The 21,610-nt window shown below is 66.7% G+C and carries 15 protein-coding genes; 6 read left to right on the forward strand and 9 right to left on the reverse strand.

The window, feature by feature from the left end; translation table 11 throughout:
- Nucleotides 1-76 precede the first annotated feature (76 nt).
- A complete protein-coding gene (gene rhlB / locus ACZK2G_RS19695; protein ID WP_046986056.1) occupies nucleotides 77-1,801 on the reverse strand; it encodes an ATP-dependent RNA helicase RhlB in 1,725 nt (574 codons plus the stop codon).
- Between the two features lie 510 nt (nucleotides 1,802-2,311).
- Here rhlB and trxA point away from each other — a divergent pair.
- Together trxA and rho are read left to right on the forward strand one after the other, a co-directional pair.
- Nucleotides 2,312-2,641 (forward strand): thioredoxin, encoded by a 330-nt coding sequence (gene trxA, locus ACZK2G_RS19700; RefSeq protein WP_005411275.1) that lies wholly within the window; start codon nucleotides 2,312-2,314, stop codon nucleotides 2,639-2,641.
- A 232-nt stretch (nucleotides 2,642-2,873) separates the two neighbouring features.
- On the forward strand, nucleotides 2,874-4,625 hold the full coding sequence (gene rho / locus ACZK2G_RS19705; RefSeq protein WP_253078614.1) for a transcription termination factor Rho: 1,752 nt from the start codon (nucleotides 2,874-2,876) through the stop codon (nucleotides 4,623-4,625).
- Between the two features lie 155 nt (nucleotides 4,626-4,780).
- On the opposite strand, the gene ACZK2G_RS19710 is transcribed toward rho, so the two are convergent.
- Nucleotides 4,781-7,312, reverse strand: a complete 2,532-nt coding sequence (locus ACZK2G_RS19710; RefSeq protein ID WP_295379553.1) for a glycoside hydrolase family 3 protein — start codon at nucleotides 7,310-7,312, stop codon at nucleotides 4,781-4,783.
- Nucleotides 7,313-7,653: 341 nt separating this feature from the next.
- Between ACZK2G_RS19710 and ACZK2G_RS19715 the strand changes: the two genes are divergently transcribed.
- Nucleotides 7,654-8,661, forward strand: a complete 1,008-nt coding sequence (locus tag ACZK2G_RS19715) for a LacI family DNA-binding transcriptional regulator (protein ID WP_046986059.1) — start codon at nucleotides 7,654-7,656, stop codon at nucleotides 8,659-8,661.
- Between the two features lie 17 nt (nucleotides 8,662-8,678).
- Here ACZK2G_RS19715 and ACZK2G_RS19720 read toward each other — a convergent pair whose 3' ends face one another.
- Nucleotides 8,679-9,875, reverse strand: coding sequence for a sugar MFS transporter (locus ACZK2G_RS19720; RefSeq protein WP_337302403.1), 1,197 nt, complete (start codon nucleotides 9,873-9,875; stop codon nucleotides 8,679-8,681).
- Between the two features lie 490 nt (nucleotides 9,876-10,365).
- Here ACZK2G_RS19720 and ACZK2G_RS19725 point away from each other — a divergent pair, with 490 nt between their 5' ends.
- From ACZK2G_RS19725 to ACZK2G_RS19735, 3 genes are all read left to right on the forward strand, one after another.
- Nucleotides 10,366-13,356 (forward strand): TonB-dependent receptor, encoded by a 2,991-nt coding sequence (locus ACZK2G_RS19725; protein WP_046986061.1) that lies wholly within the window; start codon nucleotides 10,366-10,368, stop codon nucleotides 13,354-13,356.
- Between the two features lie 119 nt (nucleotides 13,357-13,475).
- Nucleotides 13,476-14,486, forward strand: coding sequence for a cupin-like domain-containing protein (locus tag ACZK2G_RS19730; protein WP_046986062.1), 1,011 nt, complete (start codon nucleotides 13,476-13,478; stop codon nucleotides 14,484-14,486).
- A 114-nt stretch (nucleotides 14,487-14,600) separates the two neighbouring features.
- Nucleotides 14,601-16,175: a sensor domain-containing diguanylate cyclase gene (locus tag ACZK2G_RS19735; protein WP_046986063.1), complete on the forward strand. Its 1,575-nt coding sequence runs from the start codon at nucleotides 14,601-14,603 to the stop codon at nucleotides 16,173-16,175.
- Between the two features lie 39 nt (nucleotides 16,176-16,214).
- On the opposite strand, the gene ACZK2G_RS19740 is transcribed toward ACZK2G_RS19735, so the two are convergent.
- From ACZK2G_RS19740 to ACZK2G_RS19765, 6 genes are all read right to left on the reverse strand, one after another.
- Nucleotides 16,215-17,087 (reverse strand): energy transducer TonB, encoded by an 873-nt coding sequence (locus ACZK2G_RS19740; RefSeq protein ID WP_046986064.1) that lies wholly within the window; start codon nucleotides 17,085-17,087, stop codon nucleotides 16,215-16,217.
- A gap of 72 nt (nucleotides 17,088-17,159) precedes the next feature.
- Complete coding sequence (gene aceK, locus ACZK2G_RS19745) at nucleotides 17,160-18,890, reverse strand: bifunctional isocitrate dehydrogenase kinase/phosphatase (RefSeq protein ID WP_426354995.1); 1,731 nt, start codon at nucleotides 18,888-18,890, stop codon at nucleotides 17,160-17,162.
- A gap of 147 nt (nucleotides 18,891-19,037) precedes the next feature.
- A complete protein-coding gene (locus ACZK2G_RS19750) occupies nucleotides 19,038-19,397 on the reverse strand; it encodes a hypothetical protein (RefSeq protein ID WP_012512293.1) in 360 nt (119 codons plus the stop codon).
- A gap of 53 nt (nucleotides 19,398-19,450) precedes the next feature.
- Nucleotides 19,451-19,867, reverse strand: a complete 417-nt coding sequence (locus ACZK2G_RS19755; protein ID WP_478474176.1) for a roadblock/LC7 domain-containing protein — start codon at nucleotides 19,865-19,867, stop codon at nucleotides 19,451-19,453.
- A complete protein-coding gene (locus ACZK2G_RS19760) occupies nucleotides 19,860-20,408 on the reverse strand; it encodes a GTP-binding protein (RefSeq protein WP_046986067.1) in 549 nt (182 codons plus the stop codon). Before ACZK2G_RS19760 ends, ACZK2G_RS19755 begins: the two co-directional genes overlap by 8 nt.
- Nucleotides 20,401-21,369 carry a hypothetical protein gene (locus tag ACZK2G_RS19765; RefSeq protein ID WP_337302276.1) on the reverse strand — a complete coding sequence of 323 codons (969 nt, stop codon included), beginning with the start codon at nucleotides 21,367-21,369 and terminating at the stop codon, nucleotides 20,401-20,403. Before ACZK2G_RS19765 ends, ACZK2G_RS19760 begins: the two co-directional genes overlap by 8 nt.
- Between the last annotated feature and the right edge of the window lie 241 nt (nucleotides 21,370-21,610).

Consider the following 21,610-nt stretch of genomic DNA (forward strand, 5'->3'; position numbering starts at 1 on the left):
GCCGACCGTTGGTCGGCACACCCTTCAAGGTCGTCCGACCAACGGTCGGGCGCTACCCGCTGATCGGCGGCGCCGATCAGCTGCCCGACAGCATCCGGCGGATCTTGCGGCCGATGCGGGTCAGGAACGAATCACCGGTATCGGCGGCGGTGCGCACCGGCTTGGCCACCACCTGCACCGGGGTGACCGGGCTGGCGCCATTGCCGGCCGTGGCCTGCACGCCTTCGGCGCCTTCGACCGGACGGCCGTGGCGACGACGACGGCGCTTGCGCGGCTTGTGCTCGCCATCCACTGCCACGTCCGGTGCACCTTCGGCACGCGGCGGGCGCGGCGGACGCGGGGCCTGGGTCACGGCAGCCTCGGCGCCAGCAACCGGGGTGGCGGCAGCCTGCTCGCCTTCCACACGCGGCTTGCGCGGGCCACGCGGGCGACGTTCGCCGCTGCGCTCGCCGTCACGACCACCGCGGCCACCGCCACTGCCTGAACGGCCGCCACTACGGCCACCGCCCCGACGCTCTTCCTCGGCGGCGCGGGCTTCGCGCGCTTCGCGGAAGATCTGGCCGACGCTTTCGTTGTCATCGCCTTCCTCGCCTGCCGCCGGGGCCGGGCGTTCCGGGCGCGGCAGCGGCGTCAGCAGTTCCTTGGTGACCGGCTCGGACGGAATCTTCTGCTCGATATAGGCTTCGATGTCCGGCAGGCCCATCGCGTAGCGCTCGCAGGCGAAGCTGATCGCATCGCCTTCTTCACCCAGGCGCGCGGTACGACCGATGCGGTGCACGTAGTCTTCGGCATCGAACGGCAGGTCGTAGTTGTAGACATACTTGATGCCGTCGATGTGCAGGCCGCGCGCAGCCACGTCGGTGGCCACCAGGATTTCCAGCTGGCCCTTCTGGAAGCGGTTGAGCAGGCTCTCGCGCTTCTTCTGCGGCACATCACCGGACAGCACGCCGACACGGTAGCCGGCCTTTTCCAGCGAACGGGCCACGCGCTCGACGAACACCTTGGTGTTGACGAAGACCATGGTGCGGGCGCCTTCGCTGCGCGACAGCAGGCCCAGCAGCAGCGGGATCTTCTCGTCGTCGGCCGGGAAGTAGATGCGCTGGCGCACGCGGGCGGCGGTGATGGTCTCGGCCTCGACCACCAGCTTCTGCGGCTCGTTCATGTGCTCATAGGCCAGCTCCAGCACGCGGTGGCTGAGGGTGGCGCTGAACAACAGGGTCTGCCGGGTGGTGCGCTCAGGCATGCGGCGCAGCAGGAAGCGGATGTCCTTGATGAAGCCGAGATCGAACATGCGATCGGCTTCGTCCAGCACGCAGATCTCGCAGGCGTGCAGCGAAACCACCTTGTGCTGCTTGACGTAGTCGATCAGGCGACCCGGCGTGGCGATGATCACGTCCACGCCCTGCTGCAGCAGCTCGCGTTGCTTGTCGTAGTCGACGCCGCCGTAGACCAGCGCGAAGCGCAGGCCCAGGTCGGAACCGAACTTCACCGCGTCCTTGTGGATCTGGATGGCCAGTTCACGGGTCGGCGCAAGGATCAGCGCGCGCGGGTCTTCCGGCTTGCGATCGGCCAGGGCCGGACGGGTCAGCAGGCGGTTCACGACAGCGACCAGGAATGCCAGCGTCTTGCCGGTGCCGGTCTGGGCCTGGCCGGCAACATCACCACCGGGCAGCGCGACCGGCAGGGTCAGTGCCTGGATCGGGGTGCAGCGGGTGAATCCGGCTCCTTCAAGGCCAGCCTGCAGGGCCGGATGCAGCTCAAAGGAGGAAAAGGTCAAATCGGTCAGCGGTTTGTCGCTCATGAGTCCGTCTTGGTATGGCCACCGGCCAGCGGGCGGGCGGCACTGCATCGTCTGGGGGCACCGTCGCAAACTGCGGCCCCTGCGGCGGGTCGGCGGGCCGGGACCACCGGGTCCGCGCGCCGCTCAATGTTCCAGTTTAACGCACTCGGGCCGACAAACCGGAATGACGCGTCTCACCACGCAGGGAGACGCTGACCCTTCACCCAGCAACACCGGACTTGAACAGCCCTGCCGGAGGCGCTGGTGTCGCCCCCTGCCAACCCCATGTACAGGAGGACAGTGAAATCCGACACATATCAGGCATCGAAGCGATCACGATACGCTGGGTTCCAGCCGGCGCCTGTCCCTGCCCTGCGATAGGGGTACACTGCCGGCCGTGAGCGTCCAGGCATCCCGCCGAACGCACCGCGGCAGTGCGCCGCGAGGCAACGACGAGGGTCGCGCCACCGGGCATGGCCCAGTTCACCCACCTCCGGCTTCGCCGGGTGCAATCCAAGACGAGAAACCAAGATGAGCGACAAGGTTGTACATGTCGGCGACGCCGACTTTGATAGCGCAGTGCTGAATTCCAAGGAGCCGGTGCTGGTCGATTTCTGGGCCGAGTGGTGTGGCCCGTGCAAGATGATCGCCCCGGCGCTGGACGAACTGGCCGACGCCTACCAGGGCCGCGCCAAGATCGCCAAGGTCAACGTCGACCACAACCGTGCGCTGGCCGCCAAGTACCACGTGCGCTCGATTCCGTACCTGGTCGTATTCAAGGACGGCGAGAAGGTCGGCGAGCAGATCGGCGCGGTGGGCAAGGCCCAGCTGGCCGGCCTGCTGGACAAGGCTCTGGCCTGATCCTGCGTGACAACACCGGCGGCCGCCACCCGCGGCTGCCGGTGGGCGCATACCGCGCCAGCATGAATGCAGTTCCCGGTGACCCTTGCACGGCGCCGCGGGCCGATGATAGTGTCGGCATATCCGGCCGCGTTCGCGTGCCGCACCCTCTGGACGCAGTTTCTTCCAGACCCATTCCCAACGTTCGCCGCCCCAGCCGGGCGCTCGCACCTTCAAGCGAGGAATAACGCTCTTGTCCGATAACACTCCCGAAACCGGCAGCGCCGAAGCGCCCGCCGAAAAGCGCGTGCGCAAGCCCCGCGTAGCCAAGGCTGCCGCTCCGGCCGCCGCCGAAACCAGCGCCACCCCGGCGCAGCCCACCCTGCCGCTGGCAGCCGCGCCCGAAGCGCCGGCACCGGCTGCAGCGCCTCCCGCGCCGAGCGCGCCCGCCGCCGAGGCGCCTGCCAGCAGTGGCGGCGGTGACGGTGGTGAGGGCCGCGAATCCGGCCAGCCGCGGCAGCAGAACCACCAGGGTGGTGGCCAGAACCAGAACCCGTACAACCAGAACCAGCAGGGTCAGGGCCAGGGCAATCGCCGCGACCGTTTCCGCAACCGCCGCGATCGTGATCGCAACGGCGGCGGTGGCGGTGGACGCTTCCGCGATGACGGCATGCCCAACGACAACGGCGAGCAGCAGCCCTTCGTGCCGCGTCCGCATGCCAGCGTGCCGGAAGGTTTCCCGGTCTACTCGCTGAGCGACCTCAAGCGCATGCCGGCACAGAAGCTGCTGGAGATCGCCGAGCAGCTGCAGATCTCCGAAGGCGTGGCGCGCGCGCGCAAGCAGGACGTGATCTTCGCCCTGCTGAAGGTGCTGACCCGCCATGGTGACGGCGTTGCCGCCGACGGCGTGCTGGAAATCCTGCCGGACGGCTTCGGCTTCCTGCGCGCGGCCGAAGCCAGCTACCTGGCCGGCCCGGACGACACCTACATCTCGCCCAGCCAGATCCGTCGCTTCAACCTGCGCACCGGCGACCACCTGTCCGGCCGCATCCGCTTCCCCAAGGACGGCGAGCGCTACTTCGCGCTGTCGATCGTGGACACCATCAACGGTGAGCCGCTGGAAGCATCGAAGAACAAGGTGCTGTTCGAGAACCTGACCGCGCTGTTCCCGCGCCGCCGCTTCACCCTGGAGCGTGGCAACGGTTCGTCGGAAGACATCACCGGCCGCATCCTCGACCTGATGGCGCCGCAGGGCAAGGGCCAGCGCTCGCTCATCGTTTCCCAGCCGAAGGCCGGCAAGACGATGATGATGCAGCAGGTGGCCACGGCCATCACCACCAACCATCCTGACGTGCACCTGATCGTGCTGCTGATCGACGAGCGCCCGGAAGAAGTGACCGAAATGCAGCGCACCGTGCGCGGCGAGGTCATCAGCTCGACCTTCGACGAACCGGCCGCGCGCCACGTGCAGGTGGCCGAAATGGTCATCGAGCGTGCCAAGCGCCTGGTCGAGCACAAGAAGGACGTGGTGATCCTGCTGGACTCGATTACCCGCCTGGCCCGCGCCTACAACAACGTGGTGCCGAGCTCGGGCAAGGTGCTGACCGGTGGTGTCGATGCCAACGCCCTGCACCGCCCGAAGCGTTTCTTCGGTGCCGCGCGCAACGTGGAAGAAGGCGGCAGCCTGACCATCATCGCCACCGCGCTGGTCGACACCGGCTCGAAGATGGACGAGGTGATCTACGAAGAGTTCAAGGGCACCGGCAACAGCGAAGTGCACCTGAGCCGCCGCATCGCTGAAAAGCGCGTGTTCCCGGCCATCGACATCAATCGTTCCGGCACCCGCCGCGAAGACCTGCTGATCGAGCCGGAACTGCTGCAGAAGATCTGGATCCTGCGCAAGCTGCTGCATCCGATGGATGAAATGGCCGCGATGGAATTCCTGCTCGACAAGATGAAGAACACCAAGTCCAACGACGAGTTCTTCGGTTCGATGAAGCGGTAAGAGAAAAGCCCCGCACTGCGGGGCTTTTTTTGTTTTCGGGACGGCCCATCCACGCGTGGCGTGGATCTACCGGTAGCGCCGGGCCATGCCCGGCGGAATGCATCACCGCGCGCGGTCACAGACACGCCGGGCATGGCCCGGCGCATCCATCCAGATCACGGGCAGGCCACCGCGCCCTCCGAATTGGCCGTGTTGGCGGTCAGCTTGACCTGGGTGAACGCCGCGGCGAACGGCGTGTCCGCGCTCACCACGAACGGTGCTTCGACCGCGCCCAGATCCACACCCTGCTTTGCAAAACACGCCAGCGGCACGGTCACCGTCTGCTTCTGCCCGGGCGAAAGTTTGCCCAGCAGCGGGGCGATGTCCACTCCCCCTTCGCAGCCGGTGCCACATTGCATGGTCACCTTCACCGGCGATGCCGGGCGCTTCACCAGCTGCACGTCGAACTGCAGTGCGCCATTGCTGCGCGCAAGCGCGCCCAGGTTGCGGCGTGAGGTACTGCGCGCGATCAGCTGCGCCGGGGCCAGCCACGTCACTTCCCTGGCGTCCTGCTGGGTGTTCACCTGCACGGTGCGCACCTGCACCACCGGCGTGGCGGTCGGCCAGCGCAGCGTGGAATTCAGATCGTTGCCCAGCGGCTGGGTGGCACCGGCCGCGGCCACGTGCAGAGCGAACGGCGGGGTGTCGGCGCGGTTGAAGATGGGCAGCAGGGTCACTTCACCGCAGCTGTCCGGATTGGCCTCGCCCAGCGTAGCAACCTTGCCGCTCCTGGCGTAGCTCAGGCCATAGCCCAGCGGGAACAGCGGCGGCTTCTTCGCATCGGGCTGGTCGATCGGCGCCGGGCAAGGCACGCTCGGCCACGGGAAGCTGAGGCGACCGCGGAAGTCATGCGCGGGCGTTCCGCCCTTGCCCGCCACCAGTACATCGGTGACGCCCTTGCCTTCGGTGCCCGGCAGCCAGGCCGCAACGAAGGCGCTGGACAGGTTGAGCAGGTCGTTGGTGTACATCGGCCGACCGGACATGTAGACCGTCACCACCGGCTTGCCAGTCGCCGCCGCGGCCTTCAGCGCGGCCAGATCCTGCGGGTAGGCGCGGCTGTGGCTCACGGTGTCCGAGGCGAGGATGTCACCGTTGGTTTCCGCATACGGCGTCTCACCGATCACCGCCAGCACCACATCGAAGGCCTTCGGATCGACGCCCTGGCCGTCGACGCTGAAGCTGACCTTGTCTGCGCCCAGTTCCGCGCGCAGCGCACCGAGCACCGAATCGGCATTGGGGAAATCGGCGTTGTTGTTCCCGGTGCCCTGCCAGGTCAGCGACCAGCCACCGGACTGGTCACCGATGCTGTCGGCGCCCTTGCCGACCACCAGCACGCGCGCATCGCGGCGCAACGGCAGCAGCTTGCCTTCGTTCTTCAGCAGCACCAGCGATTCGCGCACCGCGCGGCGCGCCAGGTCGCGGTGCTGCACTGCGCTGGCATCACCGGCATAGCGGCTGTCGGACGGCTTGCGCTCGAACAGCCCGGCGCGCAGCTTCACCCGCAGAATGCGGGTGACCGCATCGTCGATGCGTGCCACCGGGATCTCGCCGCTCTTGACCTGCGCGATGGTGTTGTCGATGAACGCCTTCCAGTCGTCGGGCACCATCACCATGTCGATGCCGGCGTTGATGGCCTGCGCGCAGCTGTCGTTGCGGCAGCCGGGCACCTGGGCGATGCCGTTCCAGTCGGAGACGACGAAGCCGTCGAAGCCCATCCTGTCCTTCAGTGCATCGGTCAGCAGTGCCTTGCTGCCGTGCATCTTGCCGTAGTCGATACCGGCGGCGCGGTCGTTCCAGCTGTTGAAGGACGCCATCACTGTCTGCGCGCCTTCGGCCAGCGCGCCGTAATACCCCTGTGCATGCACGTTGATCATCGTCGCCTTGTCGACCAACGCCTCGCCCTGGTCGCGACCGTTGTCGGTGGCGCCGTCGCCCAGGTAGTGCTTGGCGGTGGTGATCACGTTGCCGTCGTCGTGGAAGCGACCCTGCGCGCCCTTGACGTAGGCATGGGCGAAGCTGCGGATCACCGCCGGATCGGACGAATAGCTTTCGTAGGTGCGCCCCCAGCGCGGGTCGTGGGCCACGGCCAGGGTGGGCGCGAACACCCAGCCGATGCCGGTGGCGCGCACCGAACGCGCCGTCGCCTCACCGATGCGCTCGATCAGTTCCGGATCACCGGCCGCGCCCAGGCCGATGTTGTGCGGGAACAGGGTCGCGCCCAGCACGTTGTTGTGGCCGTGCACTGCGTCAGTGCCCCAGATGACCGGCACCGGCGTCTTCGCGTCTGTTGACAGCGAGGCGGCGTGGTACGCATCAGCCAGTTTCAGCCAGTCCTGCGCGCTGGCGTGCTTGTCCATGCCCGGCCAGGAGCCGCCGCCGTTGAGCACCGAACCGATGTAGTAGCGGCGCACCTGCTCGGGCGTGATCGTCTTGATTTCCGCCTGGGTCATCTGCCCGATCTTCTGCGCCAGCGTCATCTGCGAAAGGATCTTCTGCACGCGGCTTTCGATGTCCGCGTCGGCGGTGATCGCGCTCTGCACGTGCGGCCAGTCCTGCAGGCGTTCGCCGCTGGCCGGTGCGGCACCGGCGGGCGCGGCAAGGGCCGCCAGCAGGCAGCTGGCAAGAAGGGTCTGGGTGGGGCGATTCACTGGGTTCTACCTCCGTGGATGAAGTTCCTGGCGTGCGGGGCTGCAGCAGCACGACAGCGCGGGCACCTGAGTGCCGTTCCTGACAGCGCTGTCATATAAGCCCGCTCCCGTACTGTCAATCGTTGCTCGTGCGCGCTGTGGTGGCCGCCCCTCAACCACGGGCCCCGGCACATCACAAGCGCGCTACAGTGGTGCCCGTGTGTTGCATCGCGACAAGGAATCGGGACGTGCCAGCGCACCTCCTGTCGTGGCAACATCCGCCTGCTTCGGCAACACCGACCGGGCCACCACGCTCTACCATCGCCGCGTGCCCGCCGCCTTCCAGGAGGATCCATCGCACCATGCGCAGTCGAATCGAGGATGTCGCCGCCGTTGCCGGGGTTTCGATCAAGACCGTGTCCCGCGTGCTCAACCACGAGCCGAACGTGCGCGAGCAGACCCGCGAACGGGTGCTGTCGGCCGTGGCACGGCTGGGCTACAAGCCCAACCCGTCGGCACGCAGCCTGGCCGGCCAGCGCTCGTATGCGCTGGCGCTGGTCTACAACAATCCCTCGCGCAACTACCTGATGGAAATCCAGAGCGGCATGCTGGAAGCCTGCCATGCGCAGCACTACAACCTGATCCTGGGCCCGGTCGGCACCGGCCGCCGCACCCTGCCCGACCTGGCCGCGCTGTTCGAGAATTCGCGCCCCGACGGCGTCGTGCTGATCCCGCCGCTGACCGATGACGAGGTGGTGCTGTCCTATCTGGAGGAGCATGAAATTCCCTTCGCCTGCATCGCGCCGCGCCACCCGGAAGGCCGCATCGGCGTACGCATGGATGAGACCACAGCGGTGATCGAACTGATTGGCCACCTGGTCGCGCAGGGCCATCGGCGCATCGGCCACATCAAGGGCCCACGCGCACATGGGGCCTGCCAGTGGCGCCACGCCGGCTACCGCCAGGCGCTGCGCGAGGCCGGCATCGCTTACGACCCGGAGCTGGTGGTCAAAGGCCAGTTTTCGTTCGAATCGGGCGTGGACGCCGCCAATACCCTGCTTGACCTGGTCGACCCGCCAACGGCGATCTTCGCGGCCAACGATGACATGGCCGCGGCGGTGTACCGCGTGGCTGGCGAGCGTGGCCTGCGCGTACCACGCGATCTGTCGGTGTGCGGCTTCGACGATACGCCGATCGCCGGGCACATCTACCCGGCGCTGACCACGGTGCGCCAGCCGACCGCTTACATGGGCCGGCTGGCAACCGAGCAGTTGATCGAGCACATCCGTGCCGAGGCCGCTGGTCGCATGATCACGGTTGAACATGCGGTGCTGGATCGCGAATCGACTGCCGCGCCACGCCGGCGCTGACAACGGCAACACGTGGCTCACGGCGCCGGTAGCCGTGAGCCGTTCCATGCATAGAAGGCGATGTAGACGTAGCACAGCATCGGCAGCAGGAAAGACACCTGCAGGCCGTAGCTGTCGGCCAGCCAGCCCATCGCCAGCGGAATGACCGCGCCACCAACGATGGCCATCACCAGCAAGCTGGAGGCCTTTCCTGTGAGTGCGCCGAGGCGCGCGATGGCCAGGGCGAAAATGGTCGGGAACATGATGGAGTTGAACAGACCGATGCTGACCACGGCCCACTTGGCCATACCGCCACTGGCGGTGACCGTGATGCCCAGCAAGACCATCACCATCAGTGCGAACAGGCCAAGCAACTGGCGTGCGTCCAAGCGTGCCAGTAGTGCGGCACCCACCAGGCGGCCGGCCAGCGCACCGCCCCAATACAGCGAGACATAGCCGGTGGCCTCCTGTTCGGACAGGCCCTGGCCGATGCCCGGCGAGGACAGGAAGTTAACCAGCACGCTGCCGACGGATACCTCCGCACCGACGTAACAGAAGATGGCCAGCACGCCCAGGCGCACGTGGCGATGGCGCAGCACATCCCACACGCGGCCTTCGCCGCTGATGCGCCCCTCCACGCCCGCAATGGTGGGCAGGCGGAACATCCAGATCGCCACGGCCAGCAGGAACAGCGCCACCGCCAGGCCGAAGTACGGCAGCTGCACCGACTGTGCTTCGGCCGCACGATAGGCCAGTGCTTCGGCCTGCGGCAGCAGGGCCAGCTCATCCTCGCTGCGTGGCTGCGCCGAGAGGATCAGCAGGCCGCCGAACAGTGGCGCCAGCGTCGTGCCCAGCGCGTTCATCGCCTGCGCCAGGGTCAACCGGCTGGAGCTGGTGCGCTCGTCACCGAGCAGCGCAACGTATGGATTGGCGGCCACCTGGAGCACGGTGATGCCGGTGGCCAGCACGAACAGCGCCGCCAGGAACAGGCTGTACACGTGTGCGGCCGCCGCCGGCCAGAACATCAGCGCACCCACGCAGGCGATCGCGAGGCCGGCGACGATGCCGCGCTTGTAGCCGACCGCCGCCACCAGCCGGCCGGCCGGCAGTGACATCAGGAAATACGCGCCAAAGAAGGTGAACTGGATCAGCATCGCCTGCACCCAGGTCAGTGCGAAGGCGGCCTTCAGGTGCGGAATGAGGATGTCGTTGAGGCAGGTGAGGAAGCCCCACATGAAGAAGATCGCGGTCACCACAGCCAGCGCGCGGGTATTGCCCTGCACGTGCTGTCCGCTGACGGTCGTTGCTGTGTCCAAAGCCTGTCCTCCCGGTCAGTGATTAAAGCCATCCATCGGTCATGTGCGACATGCGACGCCGCTCCGGGTTGTCCAGCGCTGTCAGCTCGCTGCACCCCGTCCTGGCAAGGTTCCGCACCGCCATCCGCGCAGTTTCGTTCTGCACCGCACAACGCTTTTCCGCAATCGGATTGGCAGCGCTGTCATACCTTGAAAACCGCTGCAGATGCCTTCCTTTAAGGCAATTCATCGGTGCGAGCGGGCCCATGGCAACGGTTACATCACGGCCGGCACGACCGCTGGTCAGGCGCACTTGATGGCAGTTTGTTGACAACGCTGTCAACCGTCGCTCCAATCCGGCCACGTGCAGTAACCGCGATCACGACAGCGCCGCACCGACACAACCGAATTCCCTGGGGAGGGAGCTTCCATGAAGACGTACACGGCAGTACCTCGCAAGACGATGCTCACTTCCGCGCTGCTTGCAGCACTGGCCGCTCCGGCCTGGGCACAGGACGCGCCCGCCGCCGCCCCTGCCGACCCAGCGACGCTCGATACCGTGCAGGTCACCGGTATCCGCGGCAGCCTGCAGTCGTCGATGAACCTCAAGCGCGACAGCCAGGGCGTGGTCGATGGCATCGTCGCCGAGGACATCGGCAAGTTCCCGGACACCAACCTGGCCGAGTCGCTGCAGCGCATCAGTGGCGTGTCGATCGACCGCACCTCCAGCGGCGAAGGCTCCAAGGTGACCGTGCGCGGCATCGGCCCGGACTACAACCTGGTGTTGTTGAATGGCCGACAGATGCCTGCATCCAACCTTGGCAACGGCGGTGGCGGCCTCAACGGCTCGCGCTCGTTCGACTTCGCCAACCTCGCATCCGAATCGGTTTCGGCCGTTGAGGTGTACAAGACCAGCCGCGCCGACAATCCGGCTGGCGGCATCGGCGCCACCATCAATATCAAGACGATGCGCCCGCTGGAATCGGAGCCGGTGATCAGCCTGGGCCTGAAGGCGGTCAATGATTCATCCAACGACAACCTGCCGCGCACGCTGCAGGGCTCGAACATCACCGGCGAGCTGTCGGGCATCTTCAGCCAGCGCTACGCCGATGACCGCTTCGGCGTGACCCTCAGTGCCAGCCATCAGGAGCGCGATTCGGGCTTCAACCAGGCCACGGTGGCCGAGGGCTGGGCGACCCTGTACGGCAACAACACCACGGACTGGCGTGCGCTGCCGCAGCCTGGCCAGGGCTACGCCGATCGCATCACCAACCGGCCCGGGCCGGACGATGTGTACGCACGCCCGCAGAACACCGCCTACAACGTCAATGGCGTGCAGCGCCAGCGCACCAACGCGCAGGCTACGTTCCAGTGGAAGCCGGCCGACAATGTGACGACCACGCTGGACTACACCTATGTCGAGAACAAGGTGCAGCAGCAGCGTAGCGAACTGTCGGTATGGTTCAACTACGGCCCCGGCGACAGTACCTGGACCAGCGGCCCGGTGGCCGCGCCGATCATCTACAGCGAGGACATGACCAACTCCGATGTGTCGATGGGTGGCGCCAAGCTGGCCACCAAGACCGGCATGCATTCGCTGGGCTTCAACGTGGACTGGGAAGTGAACGATGCGCTGGACCTGTCGTTCGATGCGCACAACTCCACCGCCGAATCGAAGCCGGACAGCCCGTATGGTTCTGCCGGTGTGCTGGGCGTGGCCGCCTTCGTGCGCGGCAAGACCACGGTCGACTACAGCGGCGACCTGCCGATCATCAACATCGCCCTGCCGCCCGGTGGCGTGCAGGCATCCGATGCGCTGGTGACCGGGTCGGTATTCCAGAACAGCTACAACAAGTCCAAGGTGCAGCAGTACCAGGGCCGCGGCACCTTCCGCTTCGCAGACTATTCGGCCCTGGACTTCGGCATCGGCCACGCCCAGGTGGAGAACCGCTCGGCCTCGGCGATCATGCAGCGCAATACCTGGGGTGGCCTGGGAACGCCGTCCGACTACGCCGATGACATCTGGTATGCGGACAACATGGCCAAGTACTTCAAGGCATTCTCCGGCCACAGCGATCCGCGCCTGACCGGCCAGTTCCTGGTCTTCGACTTCGACCGCCTGATCGATCGCGCCGCGCAGGTCGGCACCGCATCCGATCCGGCATGCCCCAGTTGCTACTACGCGCCCAGCGAGTATTCAGAGGACATCCGCACCACCGAGAAGACCCGCAGTGCCTACCTGCAGTACCGCACCAGCTTTGACTGGTCGATGCCGCTGCACGTAGCCGCCGGCGTGCGCTATGAGCGCACCGAAGTGGAATCGAACGCGATGGTTCGCGTGCCCACCGGTATCAGCTGGGGCTCGGCCAACGAGCTGAACATCGTCTATGCGGCCGACAGCAGCTTCATCGGTGGCCGTGGCAAGTACGACTACGTGTTGCCCAACGTCGACCTGAAGCTGGACCTCAGCGAATCGCTGGCACTGCGCGGCAGCTACAGCCGCACGCTGGGCCGTCCCAGCTGGACCCAGATCCAGAGCGGCCAGTCGCTGGCCGACATCGTGCGCACCCAGGGCGGTACCGCCAGTCGTGGCAACCCGGGCCTGGAACCGCTGATCTCGGACAACTTCGACCTGTCGCTGGAGTGGTACTACGGCGAGGCCAGCTATGCCTCGGTTGGATTCTTCCGCAAGAACATCAAGAACTTCATCAGCGACACGATCGTGCGCGAGAACACCGGGACGCTGCACACCCCGGTGGGCGGTGCGTACTGGAACGAGGCACTGGCCTCCGGCTGCGGCACCACCGACATGCCCTGCATCCGCGACTATATCTTCACCAACCATGCCGGCGATCCCGGCGTGACCTACACCGGCACCAATTCGGCGGGTCAGAAGACCGGCACCATCACCGGCCTGCCGGGAGATCCGATCGCCGGCTTCGACGTCACCGTGCCCGCCAACCAGCACTCGGACCATCTCGATGGCTGGGAAGTGGCGGTACAGCACCTGTTCGGCCAGTCCGGTTTCGGCGTAGCGGCCAACTACACCAAGGTGAAGTCGGGGCTGACCTTCAACAACCTGAGCCTGGGTGACCAGTACCCGATGATCGGCCTGAGCGACTCGGCCAACGTTGTCGCCTTCTATGACAAGAATGCCTGGCAGATCCGCGCGGCATACAACTGGCGCGACAAGTTCCTCAACGGCATCGGCGGCCAGGGGCCCAATCCCAACTACACTGCCGCCTATGGCCAGCTCGATCTGAACATCAGCTACGCGGTAAGTGACCAGCTGACACTGAGCCTGGAGGCGATCAACCTCACCGACGAGACCATGCGCACGTACTCGCGCCATACCAACATGCTGCGCTACGCCACCCAGACCGGCCCACGCTACATGTTCGGCGTGCGCTACAAGTTCTGACCTGTTGCAGGGCCGTGGAGCCGAGCGCCGGCTCGGCCCTGCCGGGCCGGGACGGGGCCGTGCATCCCGACGGAGCCGAGCGTACGCTCGGCTCTACACACCGCTCCGGATTTGCGCGCATGCTGGCCCAACCCCGCCCCATCGATGAAGTGCATGACCTGGGCCCGGCGCAGCTGCACGAGCAGCTGCCCACCTGGACCACACCCAAGGTGATCCGTGGGCTGGTGGCACACTGGCCACTGGTGGCCGCCGCGCGCCGGTCCGCCGCCGAGGCGGTGGCCCACCTTGCCCTGTTCGATCACGGGCAGATGCCGGTGACCGCCACCACGGCCGCGCCGGGAGCGGGTGGGCGGCTGTTCTACAACGAGGACATGAGCGGCTTCAACTTCCGCCGCGAGCAGGTGCCGCTGAAAGTGGTGCTGGCCACGCTGCTGAAGTACGCCCACGAACCGTCTCCACCGTCGATCTACGTGGCATCGACCACCCTGGACAGCTTCCTGCCTGGCCTGGCCGAGGCCAATCCGCTGCAGCTGGGCGTGGCTGACCCGCTGACCAGCATCTGGATAGGCAACCGCTCGCGCATCGCCGCCCACCAGGATGTGCCGGACAACCTGGCCTGCGTGGCCGCAGGACGTCGCCGGGTCACCCTGTTCGCTCCCGACCAGGTGCGCAATCTCTACATCGGCCCTCTGGATCTCACCCCGGCAGGCCAGGCCATCAGCCTGGTTGACTTCCACGCACCGGATTTCGAGCGCTTCCCACGCTTCGGCCAGGCACAGGCGCAGGTGGCGGAACTGGAGCCAGGCGACGCCGTCTTCATTCCTTCACTCTGGTGGCACCACATGGAAGGGCTGGATGCCTTCAACGTGCTGATCAACAGCTGGTGGCGCCCGGTGCCGTCATGGATGGACTCACCAATGAACGCACTGATGCTGGCGATCCTGGCGTTGCGCGATCTGCCCGAAGCGCAGCGCGCGCAGTGGCGTGTGATGTTCGATCACTATGTGTTCGACGCCAATATGTCGACCAGCGCACATATCCCTACGCAGGCACGCGGCGTACTTGCGCCACTGAGCGAAGAGCGTGCCGGGCAGATCAGGAACATCCTGCGCCAACGCCTGCAACGGTGAGCCCTGCGCGGGGCGCGCACTTCACCCGCGGCGGCCCCGTTTGTGGCGATAATGCAGCCCCGCCTCCGCCGGCACCTGCCCGCGCTGAGCGCCCTCCGCCTCCGTTTGCCCCGCATGCGCCTGATTTCGCCCCGCCTCAACCTGGGCAAGCTGATCCTTGCCCTGGCCCTGCTCAGTGCCATCATTGCCTTGGCCAACACCCTGCTGGCCAGCTACCGGGTGCAGCGCGACCAGCTGGTCGGCAACACCCTGGAAGCGAACCGTGTCTATGCCACCAAGCTGGCCGAGACCACCCAGAACTTCCTGCTGGCCGCACAGCAGGAGCTGGCCTACGCCGCCACCCGGCTCGGCCAGAGCGACCTCGATCGGGTACAGGCGCAGGACGAAGCCAGCCGCCTGCAGCTGCAGACCAACAGCTTCAACTCATCGCTGGTGGTGGATGCCGACGGCCTGGTGATCGCCACCTCTCCACAGACCCTGCAGCTGCAGGGTGAAATCCTGCACAGCGTCGGCAACAACGCCGCATTGGCGGCGCGCCAGCCGATGATCAGCGACCCGTACCAGTCGGCCACCGGCAAGCTGCTGGTCTCGCTGTCGCACCCGATCTTCGACCGCCAGGGCCACTATCGCGGTTATGTCAGTGGCACCCTGTACCTGCGCCAGCGCAGCGCGCTGCATACGCTGCTGGGCAAGCACTACTACCGCGACGGTTCCTACCTGTACGTGGTCGACCGCCACGGCCGCCTGCTGTACCACGCCGATGGCAAGCGGGTGGGTGACTATGTGGTCGGCAACCCGGCGGTGAAGGCGGTGATTCGCGGCGAACGCGGTGCACAGCAGGTGCGCAACAACCGCGGGGTGTCGATGCTGGCCGGCTATGCACCGGTGCCGGCCACCGGCTGGGGCATCATCGCCCAGCGCCCGACCGAATCCACCCTGCAGCCGCTGTCGCGGTTGATGACCGCAGTGATCTGGAACGCGATCCCGCTGGGCCTGCTGTCGCTGCTGATCACCTGGTGGTTTGCGCGCCGCATCTCGCTGCCGCTATGGCAGTTGGCGCGCAACGTGCAGGGCGGTGAGGACACCGGCAATGCGATCAACCACGTCAGCGGCATTCGTGCCTGGTATTTCGAGGTCGCCCAGCTCAAGCAGGCGGTACTGCACAGCTTCAACGCGCTGCAGGACCGGATCGGCACGCTCAACCGCGCCAGCCGCACCGATCCACTGACCGGCCTGCTCAACCGCCGCGGCCTCCAGCAGGCGCTGGATGCGCTGCAGGTGCAGCGCATCCCGTTCGCGATCCTGGCGCTGGACATCGATCGTTTCAAATCGATCAACGACAGCCACGGCCATGACGTCGGCGACGCCGCCATCGTCCACATCGCCGACCAGATGCGCCGCTACTCGCGCGACAGCGACATCCTCTGCCGCGCCGGTGGCGAAGAGTTCCTGCTGTTGCTGCCGGGCATCGGCACCGAATCGGCGCGGCAGGCCGGCGAGCGCCTGCGCCAGCATATTGCCGATCATCCGTTCGAGCCGGTCGGCACCATCACCGTGTCGCTGGGCGTGGCGCATTTCCCGAGCTTCCATGTCGACGCCGAACAGGCGCTGCGGCTGGCCGACAAGGCGCTGTACCTGGCCAAGGAACAGGGCCGCAACCGGGTGGTGGTGTACCCGTACGCGGACTGAGGCGGCACCGGATACGTCCGGCACCGCCTCCACGCGCCCTCACCCCAGCGGCGTCAGCAGCCGCGGGCCGTCGTTGCGGCCGACCATGTAGACGCCACCTTCGGGCAGTAGATCGGTACCGGACGCCTTCTCGTCTTCGCCTGTCTTCCATGGCGCCTGTTGGCGCGGCCCCGGAATGTAGGCCGACCATCGGCCATACCGCTCTTCCTTCCGGTCGAAGGCATAGCGGACCGGCACCCGCACGGTCCAGAACTCACGATCCCTGTACTCACCGGTGGTCGGCGGATTGAATGTCCAGCCCCGGGCCGTCGCCACGCTGGACTTTGCCAGCACATCGCGCAGCATCTGCATGGTGCGCTCGGGAGCGACCACCGCCAGGTTGGTCTGTTCGGCGATCACATCGGCGACCTTGCCATCGCGTCCCACCTTGACCAGCAGTATCACGTCGCCCTGGCCACGGATTGAAGCCGCCCGTTCCGGGTACGCCGGCGGGCGCATTTTCGCCGCACTTACGTCGTCGCTGGGCCGCGTCTGTTCATTGTCGATGCTGCCGAAGTTGGCATCGACCACCCGGATCTGCATGGTATTGCCGGTCAGGGTCTCGGCCAACAGGCGCAAGCGGACAGCGGTGCGCGCGAGCACAGGCTTGCCATCGACCAGCACTGGCTCGAAGCGCCAGCCCTTGACCGTGCCGTCAACCATTGCCGCCACGTCGGCGGCAACCTTCTCACGGCGATCCAGCTGGAAGCCTTCCACCTGGCCTTCGCGGCCGATATTGATGATACCGCTGAGCGTCATGCTGGCCTCGAGCTGCTTGCGTACTTCACGCGCGGTCTGTGCGTCGGCCACGCCGATGCAGGCGACACCACTGCCCAGGGCCAGCGTCAGGGCCAGGAAAAGGGAAGACCGCATTACACTCACTCCTTGTGCTTGGAGTGCCAAGCCTACCGCAGGCGGCGCTGCAGCTGGCAATGACAATGGCAATCACGCCAGCCGGTGTGCGCCCGCATAGGGCGGCGTATCCGGATAGTCACCGTGGGCGAAGCGTTCCTGCAGGCCCTGCCACCAGCCCGGGTCGAACAGGTGCCGGTAGTGCTCGCGCACCGCTGCCAGCTCTCCGCCCGGCAGGCCCATGAACGGGCCGAAACGCTCGGGAAACACATCGCGCGGCCCCACATGGAACCAGGGCTCGTCGGCCATGGCCTCCTCCGGCGTGCGCGGCTGCGGCCAGGCACGGAACACGCAGTCACTGACCAGGCAGAGCTCGTCGTAGTCGTAGAACACCGCACGGCCATGCCGCGAGACGCCGAAGTTCTTCGGCAGCATGTCGCCGGGGAAGATGTTGTTGCGCGCCATGTCGGTGATTGCCTGCGCGTAGTCGAGCACCGCCGCGCGCACCGCCTCCGCGCCCTGCTCACGCAGGTAGAGGTTCAACGGGCGGAAGCGGCGCTGCACGTAGCACAGGTTGATCTCGACCTCGTCGCCATCCAGTCGCACGCTCTGCGCGCACTGTTGCAGCAGTTCCTCCAGCAATGCCGGAGCGAAGCGGTCACGTGGGAACCGCAGGTGGCGATACGGCTGCGCATCAAGCAGGCGGCCGACACGATCCAGGTTGAATACCAGCGCATATTTTTCTTCCACCTGCTGCCGCGACATCGCCTTGGGCCAGGCGAAGCGGTCGCGGATCAGCTTGAACACCAGCGGGTAGCTGGGCAGAGTGAATACCGCCATGACCATGCCCGGCGTGCCTTCGGCATGCACCAGCCGTTCCTGCGGATGCTCGTTGAAGTGGCGGAAGAAGGTGCGGTAGCGCTCGGTCTTGCCCTGCTTGGCCCGGCCCAGCACGGTATAGATCTCGTCGATCGGCTTGCCCGGCAGCAGGCTGCGCAGGAACACCACGGCATCACCCACCGTGGCCAGATCGGCCTGGAAATAGCTGCGCGAAACGCCGAACAGGTGGGCGACATCGCGGCGCCGGGTCAGTACCGCATCGGCACGCAGGCCACGCTCGTCATTGACCAGCGCGATCACGCACGGCGAGAAGCGATGCTCGCCGAATACCCGGCCGACCAGATAGGCACGGCGCTCGCGGTAGAACACGGTATCCAGCAGCTCGATGCTGCGCACCGGCGTGTCGCCCCAATGCGCGAGATCGTCCTGCAGACGTACGGCAATCGCCGCCGCACAGCGCAGCTGGTGGGCATAGGGAATATCGAAGCGGTAATCGGCCAGCACCCGCTGCAGCGCCTCCACCGGTCGCGTCGGCGAGACCGCATAGGTATGCCGGGCAACCGGATGGGTGATCGCATCGGACGGTTCGACATCAAAAGCAATGAACTCCAGCGCCGGATCCACGCCACGAGTGGCGAACAGCCGCCGCGACAACGTGTTGTAGAAGGTCTTGTACAGCTCGGCGTCGATCAGCCCCTGCAGCAGCGCGCTGTACTCCGCGTGCACCTGCAGCCACAGCGCGCGCTCGCCGATCACCTCTCCGGCCAGGCGACGCAGCGCGTCCATCTGTTCGGCGATGCACAGGTCGTACAGGGCAATGCGCTCGACCGCATCCTGGCGGGCACCAGCCCAGTCGCGCTGCTCGAAGCGCAGGCGGGCGCGAACGGTGATCGCCGCGAAACGGGCATGGTAATCCTCGAAACCATCGCGGATGGCGCCGGCGATGCGCGGCGCCAGTATGGTTGCGATGACAGGCTCGGACATGCACGACGTACCCGTGGAGGACCGTCTCCACCATACGCTGGCGTGTGCGATGCCGTCGAGCGCGAAGGTAGTGCCGGCCGCTGGCCGGCAGCACCTGGATCGTCGATGGATCGATGCAGATGCCGTCCAGCGGCCGGCACTACCGGCTCAGATCGCCAGTTCGGCCTCCACGTCCTGCACCTTGCGCCGGGCCAGTGCCAGGTTGGACTTGGTACGGTCCAGCACGATGTAGAAGAACAGGCCCTGCTTCTTCGCCACCGGGCGCATGATGTGGTACGCCTTGCCCAGCGAGATCAGGATGTCCTCGATGCTGTCGTTTAGGTTCAGCGACGCGGCGGTCTTCATCTTGGCGCGGATCACTTCGGTGTTGCCGGCGGCGGCCACTTCCATGTCCATGCCGGCACCGGCCTCGCCCAGCAGCATGCCGCTCTCGTAGTCGACCAACGCTACTGCCTGCGCGCCGTCGATGCCCATCAGTGCGTTCAACGATTCATTCAATCCAGCCACGTCGCACCCCTTGTCGATGTTGGTTCGAGCCCCTCGTTCCCCTGCGGCCGGGCTCACGATCCGCCGAGTTCGGCCAGGATCGCCTGGCCACATTCCCTGCTCTGCCACAGCACCTGGCCGATCACGCTGCGCTGGTCGCAGGCCGCCATCAGCAGCAACGGCGCGCGCTCCTCGGCATGGATAGCCAGCATCAGTACCTTGCCGCCCGCCGCTTCCAGCATCAGCGTCTGCAGATCACCCAGCACCAGTTCGCGCCCGACCGCCGCGGCCAGCGCCAGCATCGCGCTGGTCATCGCCGCCAGCCGTTCGCCGCGCCCCTCGGCCCCGGCGCTGACCAGGGCGAAGCCATCGACACTGGCCAGCACGACCGTGCGCACGCCTTCCACGCGCTGCTGCAGGTCCTGCAGCAGAGGCTGCAGGCGCTCACGCTGGCCGGCATCGGGCAGTACCGCCATCTGCCCGTCAGCCATGCGCAGCCACCAGTGCGTGCGCTTCCATTTCGCTCATCAATACATCCATCAGCAGCAGTCCCTGTTCGCGGTCACGGGCATCCACCGCCAGCAGCGGCAGCGGCTGGTCATCGAGGTAGGCACGGGCGGCCCAGTCATCCAGCGCGGCCTGTGGCGCCTGGTCCAGGTGGGTGACCGCCACCGCCAGTGCCAAGGATGATGCGAACGGGCGCAGCACCTGAAGATAGTCTTCCAGCTCGCTGGCCAGGCCGGCGCGACGCGCATCCAGCAGCAGCACCGCGCCACGTGCGCCCTGCAACAGGATCGGCCACAGGAAATCGAAACGCTGCTGGCCGGGTGTTCCGTACAGGCGCAGGCGCTCACCGTTGGGCAGGTGGATATCGGCGTAGTCCAGCGCTACGGTGGTCGACGCCTTGTCCGCACCCGCACGGTCACTGTTGGCAACGTCAGTGTCGATCACCGCGCCGGCGGCGATGCTGCGCACCAGGGTCGACTTGCCGCTGCCCATCCCGCCCAGCACCACCACCTTGTGCTCACGCATTGCGCTCGCTCCCGCGCAGGTGCCGCCACAAGCGGGCGAGCAGGCCGTTGTCGGTACCGGCGCCGTGCCTCGACGACGCTATCGGTGCGCCCGACGCCACCTGCAACTGTGCATAGCCGCACAGGTAGGCGGCATGGATGAAATCGCGCACCGCTGCGGCCGGCAGCTCGAGCAGCATCGCGCACTCGTCCACCGTGCAGGCCCGCTTGAGCAACAGCGAGCACAGGCGGAAGCCATCGTGGTCGTGCCCCAGCACGCGGAAGTCCGGCCAGCGCAGCAGTTTCACCGACGCGCTGCGCAGGCGTTCATCCAGCGCCTGCCAATGGCGGCTGCGCTGCGCCCATTGCCACAACAGCGGCCGCAGCGGTTGGCGCGGCCGCTCACCGGCCAGCGCCTGCAGGCGCGCCGGCGTCAACGCATCCAGCTGCAGGCGTTCGAAGGCATCGGCCAGGCGTTCCACAAGGGCGGCCGCTGGCTCCTGCAGCAGCACCGCCTGGTCGTGCTCCAGATCCATCAACAGCAACGGCTCGCCCGCATCACTCAGCAGTGCCTGGCCCTGCCGCAGCGGCAGCCGCTCGCGCAGCAGACGGGTGATGGCATGCGCACCATCAGCCAGGCGGATCGGTGCGAGTGCGTGCATGGCCAGGGGCTCCACTGCCAACTGCATGCCGCGCAATGCACGGCCGATGGCACTGTCATCAAGTACGTCCTGGTGGCCATCACCGTCACGCAGCTGGCCCCCCAGGTCCTCGATCCAGCACTGCAGTCGCGGACGCTGCTGACGCATGCGCAGGGCCGCGTTGCGCAGCGCCGGGGTATCGCGGATGACCAGCAGGTCGCAATCATCCAGGTCCTGGCTGCGGCGGATCTGGTCGTCCGGCAGGGCCGATGCCACGCGCAGCCGCTGCAGCAGGGCCTGCTCGCCCTGGATGTCGGTTCCCACCACCAGCACGCGTGCCATCCGTGTTCCCCGTGCGGCCACCTCCCCGGTGGCCTCGCGTCGCCAAGGCTAGGCCATCGCCAGCGGCAGCCGTCGTGATCGACTGCTCAGATCGAGGGCGGTTGCAGATTCACTCTTATCGGTTCTGCGACGGCCATCGCGGGCAAGTTTCATGCCCCTTTGACGGCATTCCGACAGCCGACGGATGTCGCGCTTTTCGGCTGGGGTCAGAGCCCTCTGCGGTGCAGAGGGAGCCGACCCC

It is taken from the genome of Stenotrophomonas sp. 107298_Sma (assembly GCF_056480345.1).